Here is a 9,059-nt window from a genome sequence, read left to right on the forward strand (position 1 = left end):
TCATATAACGCTGCTTCGGCGGCAAAAGGTGGGGCAAATCCGCACAGGAAAGCAACCTGCTCCAAAATTTCGCCCAGTTGAAATGGCCAGAAGCCAGACCGGACGAAATGTCAATTCTTGTTCAGCAACTGATAATCCGCATAATTCGATTCGATGACAACGAACTCAAAATTTTTCGACAGTATCCGCATCAAGCCCAGAAAGACCGCCGAGGCGAAGGCTTCGGGGCCTTGCTGCCAATGGGACGGCTGCGACAAGCCAGGCACGCACCGCGCGCCGGTCGGGCGCATGCGCGAGGGCGAATATTTCCGTTTCTGTATCGATCACGTGCGGGAATATAACAAGAATTTCAATTACTTCTCTGGTCTTTCCGATGGCGATATCGCAAAATTCCAGAAGGATGCGATCACGGGGCATCGTCCGACCTGGTCGACGACGGCCAATTCCACCGCAAAGGCGCGCACCTCGCCGGACATGGCCAAGATGCGCTCGGGTTCGGCCTCCTATCACAACCGCATCCGCGATCCCTTCAACCTTTTCAAGGAAGCCAAGGGACACGCGCCGGGCCAGAAGGCGCAGCGCAAGCCGCGCACGCTGGAAATCAAGGCGCTGGCCACGCTCGGTCTTGAACCAAATTCGACTGGCGATAAGATCAAGGCGCGCTATAAAGAGCTGGTGAAACAGCACCACCCCGATGCGAATGGTGGTGATCGCGGATCGGAAGAAAGATTTCGCGATGTTATTCAGGCTTATCAATTGCTCAAGCAGGCAGGTTTTTGCTAAAGCCTGTTTGGGGCTGAGAGGCCGACCATGGGGCTGTCCCCGACAGCTCCGACGGACATTCTTCTGCCGCGCGCTTGCGCGGATGCAAGCACGGATGCCCGCAACGAATTACGGAAGGGGCGCGCCGTCCGGCTTGCCGGAAAACACGCCCACGGATGAAAGTTGCCGGTCGGCAGCTTGCCGGTGTTAATTTCGCGGCCGGTCGCTGCCTGCCGCTCTGGAGGCATGATGAACAAGGTTGAGCGGGATATAGCCAATTTGCCGGATACGACGGTTTCGGTGCGCGACGTGTTCGGGATCGATTCCGACATGACGGTGCCGGCCTATGCGGCAGGCGATTCCTATGTGCCGGAGCTTGATCCGGATTATCTTTTCGACCGTCAGACGACGCTCGCGATCCTTGCAGGCTTTGCCTATAACCGTCGCGTGATGGTGTCCGGCTATCACGGCACCGGCAAGTCGACCCATATCGAACAGGTCGCGGCCCGCCTCAACTGGCCTTGCGTGCGCGTCAACCTCGACAGCCATGTCAGCCGTATCGATCTCGTCGGCAAGGACGCCATCGTCGTCAAGGAAGGCGTGCAGGTCACCGAATTCAAGGACGGCATCCTGCCCTGGGCCTATCAGCACAATGTGGCGCTGGTGTTCGATGAATATGATGCAGGCCGCCCGGATGTGATGTTCGTCATCCAGCGTGTTCTGGAATCGTCCGGCCGCCTGACGCTCCTCGACCAGAGCCGCGTCATCCGCCCGCATCCGGCCTTCCGTCTGTTCGCGACCGCCAACACTGTCGGCCTCGGCGACACGACCGGGCTTTATCACGGCACCCAGCAGATCAACCAGGCGCAGATGGACCGCTGGTCCATCGTGACGACGCTGAACTATCTGCCGCACGACAATGAAGTGAACATCGTTCTCGCCAAGGCCAAGCATTACCAGAATGCCGAAGGCCGCGAGATCGTGAACAAGATGGTGCGCGTGGCCGACATGACGCGCCAGGCTTTCATCAATGGCGATCTTTCGACCGTGATGAGCCCGCGTACGGTCATCACCTGGGCCGAAAACGCCGCGATCTTCAACGATGTCGGCTTTGCCTTCCGCCTGACCTTCCTCAACAAGTGCGACGAGCTGGAACGCGCGACGGTTGCTGAATTCTATCAGCGCGCTTTCGGCGTTGAACTGCCGGAATCGGCGGCCAATATCGTTCTCGCCTGATGCGGAAGAAGCCTGCCGCCCGGTAATATCCGGCGGCGGGGCACTGTCTGATGCGGGGGCGGTCAGCTTCGCCCCTGCTTGAAAGCGAAGTCAGGATAGGCATATGTCGGGCCAGAAGTCAGGAATAGGCGATAATTCGCGCGAGCGTAAACCGGGACCGGTGGACAGCGAACCGTTCAAGCGCGCTCTAACGGCTTGCGTCCGCGCCATTTCCGGCGAGCATGAGCTGGAAGTGTCGTTCACCAACGACCGCCCGGCCTTGAGCGCCAATCGCGCCCGTCTTCCCGATCTGCCGAAGCGCCCGACCGCGCATGACATTGCCGTCACACGCGGCCTTGGCGATTCCATGGCGCTGCGTCAGGCACGCCACAATCCGCGCATTCACGCGAGCCTTGCGCCGGAAGGCAAGCAGGCGCGCGCGATCTACGATGCGGTGGAGCAGGCGCGTGTGGAAGCCATCGGCGCCCGCGCCATGGCGGGCATGGCGGATAATCTTTCCACCATGCTGGCCGACAAATATAGCCGGGCCAATTTTTCCGCCGTCACGGACCGGGAGGATGCGCCGCTGGAGGAAGCCGTGTCGCTTCTGCTGCGTGAAAGGCTGACCGGGCGCGCCGCCCCTGCGGAAGCCGGACAGGTGCTGGAACTGTGGCGCGACTGGATCGAGCAGAAGGCCGCAGCCGACATTGCGCGGCTTGGCGACAATCTCGAAGACCAGCAGGCTTTTGCGCGCACGGTGCGCGACATGCTTGCCTCCATGGACATGGCGGAAGAGCTGTCGCAGGAAGAGCCGAGCGACGAAGAAGACCAGAATGATGAGCAGACGCCGGATTCCGACGAGAATGAGGAAGGCGGCGACGAGAGCCAGGAAGGTTCCGATTCCGCTGAAAGCGAGGAATCCGACAATTCGAGCGACGAGGGCGAGCAGGGCGAAATGGATGCCGCCGATGCGTCCGCCGACGACATGGACGACAGCGAGGATATCGACGCGGAAACGCCGGGCGATACGCGCCGTCCGAACCAGCCTTTCGCCAATTTTGCCGAGCATGTCGACTACAAGGTCTTCACGCGCGAGTTCGACGAGGAGGTCGAGGCGACCGACCTGTGCGACGAGGCGGAGCTTGACCGCCTGCGCGGCTTCCTCGACAAGCAGTTGGCCAATCTGCAAGGCGTGGTGGGGCGTCTGGCCAACCGCTTGCAGCGCCGCCTGATGGCGCAGCAGAACCGCTCGTGGGATTTTGATCTGGAAGAAGGCTATCTCGATTCGGCGCGTCTGGTGCGCATCGTCATCGATCCGACGCAGCCGCTTTCCTACAAGCAGGAGCGCGATACGGATTTCCGCGATACGGTGGTGACGCTGGTGCTGGACAATTCCGGCTCCATGCGCGGCCGTCCGATCACGGTCGCCGCGACCTGTGCGGATATTCTGGCCCGCACGCTGGAACGCTGCGGCGTGAAGGTGGAGATTCTGGGCTTCACCACCAAGGCGTGGAAGGGCGGCCAGTCACGCGAGGCGTGGCTTGGGCGCGGCAAGCCCGCCAATCCGGGCCGCCTCAATGATCTGCGCCATATCGTCTACAAGAGCGCCGATGCGCCCTGGCGGCGGGCACGGCGCAATCTGGGCCTGATGATGCGCGAAGGCTTGCTGAAGGAAAATATCGACGGCGAGGCGCTGATCTGGGCGCATCAGCGTCTGCTGGGCCGGCCCGAGCAGCGCAAGATCCTGATGATGATTTCGGATGGCGCGCCGGTGGACGACTCGACGCTTTCCGTCAATCCGGGCAATTATCTCGAGCGGCACCTGCGCGCCGTCATTGAGGAAATCGAAACACGCTCGCCCGTGGAGCTGATCGCCATCGGCATCGGCCATGATGTCACGCGCTATTATCAGCGCGCCGTCACCATCGTCGATGCGGAGGAACTGGCGGGCGCCATGACCGAACAGCTTGCCTCGCTGTTCGAGGAGCGTGAGGCCGCCGCTTCCGGCAGGGGACGCCGCCGCGCCGGCAGACGATAAAGAACGCAATGGACAAAAGGGCGCTTCGGGCGCCCTTTTTCATGCCTGTTGACGATGAGGCTTGATCTTTGGCCCGGCGCCAATATCTCATTGGAGAATGCGTCCATCGGAGACAGGGCAACCATGCTCGATCATATCGGTTTCAACATTTCCAGCATGCCCCGGTCGCGGGCTTTCTACGATGCCGCGCTGGCGCCGCTCGGTATCGGCCACGCCATGGAATTCGGCGACTGGGTTGGCTATGGGCGCAACGGCAAGCCCGAATTCTGGATCGGCAAACAAAAGGGCGCGAAACTGGAAGGCGTGCTGCATGTGGCCTTTTCCGCCGGGACGCGGTCGGAAGTGGATCGCTTCTACGAAGCCGCGATTGCATCCGGCGGCAAGGATAATGGCAAGCCGGGCCTCCGGCCCGATTATCATCCGGATTATTATGCGGCCTTTGTGATCGACCCGGATGGCCACAATATAGAAGCCGTCTGCCATCTGCCGGAATAGAGCGGGCCTAGATGTGAGCTTGGGCCCGCTCCAACTGTTTGTTCCGTCGCATTTGCCGCACGCAAAGCCGGTTCCCGCTTGCGGGAGGCGTGTTGTCAGGCCAGTTTTGCGTCCAGCGTCACTTCAATGGCGCCGAGCGCCTTGGAAAGCGGGCAGGACTGCTTTGCCTTGTTGGCCAGCGCCTCGAAATCCTGCGCGGAAATGCCGGGAATGGTCGCGTTCAGCGTCAGCGCGCTCCGCGTGATTTCGAAACCGCCGTCGGAAGCAGGTCCGACGGTGACGACGGCGGTTGCCTCAAGCTTTTCGGCCGGGGTGCCATGTTCGGTCAGGAAGGCTGAAAGCTGCATGGCGAAACAGCCGGCATGGGCCGCACCCAGAAGCTCTTCCGGATTGGTGCCCGCGCGCCCGCTTTCATCGACAAAACGCGCCTTGAAATCATAGGGCAGGTTGCTCAGGGCGCCGCTCTGCGTGGTGAGCGTGCCTTTGCCTTCCTTCAGCGTGCCTTGCCAGACGGCGGTTGCTTTTCTATCCATGGGGGCCTTTCCTTTCATTTGCGTGGGAGTTCCGTGGCCGATATAGGGCGCTCCGGGAAAGGGTCCAGCCAAAAGAAGGAAATCAGATGGGCTCGCCTTTCAAAAGGCGCGGCGTGTCGCCGGAAAGACCGGCTGCCTGCCTGATGAAAAAGGATTTGAGGCTTGGAACACGGTCGACAAGGCCAAGGCCGATGTCGCGGATGGAGCGCACCGCCGGATTGTCGTTGGAGAAAAGCCTGGTCAAAACATCGGTGGTGACGCCCATCTGCACCGTATCGAAGCGACGCCAGGCCTGATAGCGCTCAAGGGCCGCGAAGGAGCCGATATCGAGGCCGAGGCGGTCCGTTTCCACCACCACTTCGGCAATCGCCGCCGCGTCGCGGAAACCGAGATTGAGGCCCTGGCCGGCGATGGGGTGGATGCGGTGGGCGGCGTCGCCCACAAGCGCAAAGCGCGGCTTTACGAATTCGCGCGCCAGTGTCAGGCCAAGCGGGAAGGCGCGGCGCGGGCCTTCGACATGCAGGGCGCCGAGGCGGTGGCCAAAACGCTGTTCCAGTTCGGCCTCGAAAACGAAATCATCCTCGCGGATCAGCCGTTCGGCATCCGCCGTGCGTTCCGTCCAGACGAGCGAACTCCGATTGCCCTTCAGCGGCAGGATCGCGAATGGACCGGCGGGCAAAAAATGCTCGTCCGCGCGGCCTCCATGCGGGCGCTCATGGGCCACATTGCAGACGATGCCGGACTGGCCATAATCCCAGTTCACGGTCTTGATGCCCGCCAGATCGCGCAGCCGCGAGCGCGCGCCGTCGGCGGCGATCAGGAGGCGCGTTTCCAGCCTGTCGCCCTTGGACAGCGTGACGGTCACGCCTTCGGGCCGGGTTTCGAAATTTTCCACGCTCACCGCTTCAAGGAAAGTGATGCCGAGCGCATCCGCCTTGTTGTGCAATGCCGTGTTGAGCACGCGGTTCTCGACCATATGGGCAAAAGGCTCGCCCGGCTGCACCTCTCCCTCGAAGGTGAGGAAGACGGGACGCACCGGATCGGACGTCCGCGAATCGGTGATGACCATTTCGGTGATGGGCTGGGCCTCGGGAAGGATTTCCTGCCAGCAACCAAGCTTGTCGAGCATGCGCGAGGCGGCGGCGGCGATGGAGGAGGCGCGGGGATCGGTCTTCCATGCGCCCGCAGGCGCGCCGTCGATCACCGTGACGGAAAGCTGCGGCGCGGCCGACTTGATCGCAACCGCCGTGACGAGGCCGACATAGCCGCCGCCTGCAATCACCACATCGTTATTGCGTGGGGCGTCCATCTTTTTCTGGCCAGCCATTGTCGTTCCTTTCCAGAATCCGTCTTTCGCGCAGTGTTTTGGCACATATCGGCGCGCAAGAAACCCGATATTTTGCCGCGCCGCCCGTCCCGGCCCAACCATGGGCGCGGCAATGCGCTTCCTTTGGCTCGCCCGGTTCTTGACAGGCGCGGATGCGCGGGCTCAAACATGCCTCGTGAACTTTGTAAAGCATATATGGTTGCGGGAGGCAGGCTGTCCATGTCTGATGAAGAAAAGTCCGGGATCGAGCAGACGGCGGCAATGCGCGAACTGCTGTCGATCCTCGATCTCGAAACGCTTGAAGTGGATCTGTTCCGCGGCAACAGCCCGCAGGTCGGCTGGCAGCGCGTCTTTGGCGGGCAGGTCATCGGCCAGGCGCTGATTGCGGCGCAGCGCACCGTCGAGCCCGAGCGCCATGCGCATTCGCTCCACGGCTATTTCGTGCGTCCGGGCGATCCCGCCATTCCCATCATCTACGAGGTGGATCGCATCCGCGACGGTTCCAGCTTCAGCACGCGCCGGGTGCTGGCCAAGCAGCACGGCAAGGCGATCTTCACGCTTTCCGCGTCGTTCCAGATCGATGAAGGCGGGCTCGACCATCAGATGCCGATGCCCGAAGGGCTGCCGCAGCCCGAGCAGCTTGTGGGCGATCAGGACATCAAGGAAAAATATCTCGATATGGCGCCGCCCGGCGTGCGCAAATATTGGGAAAGGGAGCGCCCCATCGAGATCAAGCCGGTTTCGCTCACCCATTATTTCTCGCGCGAGAAGCTGGAGCCGGTGCAGCATGTCTGGGTGCGGGCAAGGGGGCTCGTTCCCGATGACCGCGCATTGCAGGCCGCCATCCTCGCCTATCTCTCCGACATGACGCTGCTCGATACCTCGCTTCATCCGCATGGCCGGTTCATTTTCGACCGCGACATGCAGGTGGCGAGCCTCGACCATGCCATGTGGTTCCACCGCCCGTGCAGGCTCGACGACTGGCTTCTCTACACGCAGGATACGCCGAGCGCTTCCGGCGCGCGCGGCTTCAATCGCGGCGGGCTTTATACCCGCGACGGCGTGCTGATCGCATCGGTGGCGCAGGAAGGGCTGATCCGCGTCCACGAAAAAGACAAGTGATGATTATTTAATCAGCAAATTGCATGCTGGTTAAATTTTAATCGATCTGGTCATGGCGCGGAAGGCCTTGCGCTTTCCGCGCCATTTCCTTGCGGCGCAAAGCGGGAAAATAGCGCCCGCCGGAGCCGTTTCGCGCAACTGGCACGATTTTTGTTTCTCTCTGTTTGAACCGGCCTCTTCAGCGCAGCCGCGTCTGAAACCGCCCTTCGACGGAGATATTCGATGCTCATAACAGGAAGAAACAAGCAAACGGCCCTTCTGGCCAGCCTGTCCGCGCTCCTCGCCATGGCGGGGACGGCAATGGCACAGGATGCCGCACCGGCACCAACCCTCGATACGGGCGATACGGCCTGGATGCTGACTTCAACCGCGCTTGTGTTGATGATGACCATACCGGGTCTGGCGCTGTTCTATGGCGGCATGGTGCGCAAGAAGAACGTGCTGTCCACGGTGATGCAGAGCTTTGCCATCACCTGCCTCATGTCCATCCTGTGGATGGTTGCAGGCTATTCGCTGGCCTTTACCGATGGCGGGGCGCTCAATTCCTATATTGGCGGGCTGTCCAAGGCATTCTTCTCCGGCGTCACGATGGAATCGCTGACCGGAACCATTCCCGAATATCTTTTCATCACCTTCCAGATGACCTTTGCCATCATCACGCCCGCACTCATCACCGGTTCGTTTGCCGAGCGCATGAAGTTCTCCTCCATGCTGGTGTTTCTGACGCTGTGGCTGTTCATCGTCTATATCCCGGTCGCGCACTGGGTCTGGGGCGGCGGCTTCATGGCTTCCGACGGCGTGCTTGATTTTGCCGGCGGCACGGTTGTCCATATCAATGCCGGTGTTGCCGGTCTGGTGGCCGCCCTCATCCTCGGCAAGCGCGACGGCTATGGCCATACCAACATGGCGCCGCACAATCTCGTGCTCTCGGTCATTGGTGCCGCCCTTCTGTGGGTCGGCTGGTTCGGCTTCAATGCCGGTTCGGCTGTCGGCGCCAATGCGCTTGCCGGTGTCGCCATGCTCAATACGCAGGTCGCAACCGCCGGTGCCGCCCTTGCCTGGATGTTCGTGGAATGGGCGATCGCCGGCAAGCCAAGCGTGCTCGGCATCATTTCCGGCGCTGTGGCTGGCCTTGTCGCCGTCACGCCCGCCGCCGGTTTCGTCAATCCGACGGGCGCGCTCATCATCGGCATCGTTGCCGGTGGGGTCTGCTATGTGGCGGCGGTGAAGATCAAGCATGCGCTCGGCTATGACGATTCGCTCGATGCGTTTGGCGTCCACGGTGTCGGCGGCTTCGTCGGCGCGGTGCTGACCGGCCTCTTTGCCGATGCGGCGATCAACCCGGCCGGCGAAGGGGCGACCATCGGCAAGCAGTTCTTCGGCGCTGCCATCACGATTGTCTATACGGCGATTGCCACCGCCATCATTCTTTACGCGGTCAAGGCCGTCATGGGCCTGCGGCCCAGCAAGCAGGCCGAGATCGAGGGGCTGGATATCGCGCTGCATGGGGAGTCGGTGCAGTGAGGAAGGGAGTAGGGGAGTAGGGGAGTAGGGGAGTAGGTAGGGG

At 61.7% G+C, this 9,059-nt stretch carries 8 protein-coding genes; 6 read left to right on the plus strand and 2 right to left on the minus strand.

Annotation, left to right across the window (positions count from 1 at the left end):
* Window positions 1-153: 153 nt before the first annotated feature.
* From AVM02_RS06895 to AVM02_RS06910, 4 genes are all read left to right on the plus strand, one after another.
* A complete protein-coding gene (locus tag AVM02_RS06895) occupies window positions 154-783 on the plus strand; it encodes a J domain-containing protein (RefSeq protein WP_411506228.1) in 630 nt (209 codons plus the stop codon).
* 228 nt (window positions 784-1,011) lie between these two features.
* Window positions 1,012-1,998 (plus strand): cobaltochelatase subunit CobS, encoded by a 987-nt coding sequence (gene cobS / locus AVM02_RS06900; RefSeq protein ID WP_411506243.1) that lies wholly within the window; start codon window positions 1,012-1,014, stop codon window positions 1,996-1,998.
* A gap of 103 nt (window positions 1,999-2,101) precedes the next feature.
* Window positions 2,102-4,015, plus strand: coding sequence for a cobaltochelatase subunit CobT (cobT, locus tag AVM02_RS06905; protein WP_411506229.1), 1,914 nt, complete (start codon window positions 2,102-2,104; stop codon window positions 4,013-4,015).
* 123 nt (window positions 4,016-4,138) lie between these two features.
* Window positions 4,139-4,510 carry a VOC family protein gene (locus tag AVM02_RS06910; RefSeq protein ID WP_411506230.1) on the plus strand — a complete coding sequence of 124 codons (372 nt, stop codon included), beginning with the start codon at window positions 4,139-4,141 and terminating at the stop codon, window positions 4,508-4,510.
* 95 nt (window positions 4,511-4,605) lie between these two features.
* On the opposite strand, the gene AVM02_RS06915 is transcribed toward AVM02_RS06910, so the two are convergent.
* Both AVM02_RS06915 and AVM02_RS06920 read right to left on the minus strand, forming a co-directional pair.
* The gene (locus AVM02_RS06915; RefSeq protein WP_411506231.1) at window positions 4,606-5,043 is read right to left on the minus strand and encodes an OsmC family protein; all 438 of its coding nucleotides are present in this window, start codon (window positions 5,041-5,043) and stop codon (window positions 4,606-4,608) included.
* Window positions 5,044-5,125: 82 nt separating this feature from the next.
* Window positions 5,126-6,370, minus strand: coding sequence for a ubiquinone biosynthesis hydroxylase (locus AVM02_RS06920; protein WP_411506232.1), 1,245 nt, complete (start codon window positions 6,368-6,370; stop codon window positions 5,126-5,128).
* A gap of 219 nt (window positions 6,371-6,589) precedes the next feature.
* Between AVM02_RS06920 and tesB the strand changes: the two genes are divergently transcribed.
* Window positions 6,590-7,492, plus strand: coding sequence for an acyl-CoA thioesterase II (gene tesB / locus AVM02_RS06925; RefSeq protein ID WP_411506233.1), 903 nt, complete (start codon window positions 6,590-6,592; stop codon window positions 7,490-7,492).
* A gap of 222 nt (window positions 7,493-7,714) precedes the next feature.
* Window positions 7,715-9,016 carry an ammonium transporter gene (locus AVM02_RS06930; protein WP_411506234.1) on the plus strand — a complete coding sequence of 434 codons (1,302 nt, stop codon included), beginning with the start codon at window positions 7,715-7,717 and terminating at the stop codon, window positions 9,014-9,016.
* The last annotated feature ends 43 nt before the right edge of the window (window positions 9,017-9,059 follow it).

The sequence above is a fragment of the Brucella anthropi genome, assembly GCF_046630315.1.
Lineage (GTDB): Bacteria > Pseudomonadota > Alphaproteobacteria > Rhizobiales > Rhizobiaceae > Brucella > Brucella anthropi_A.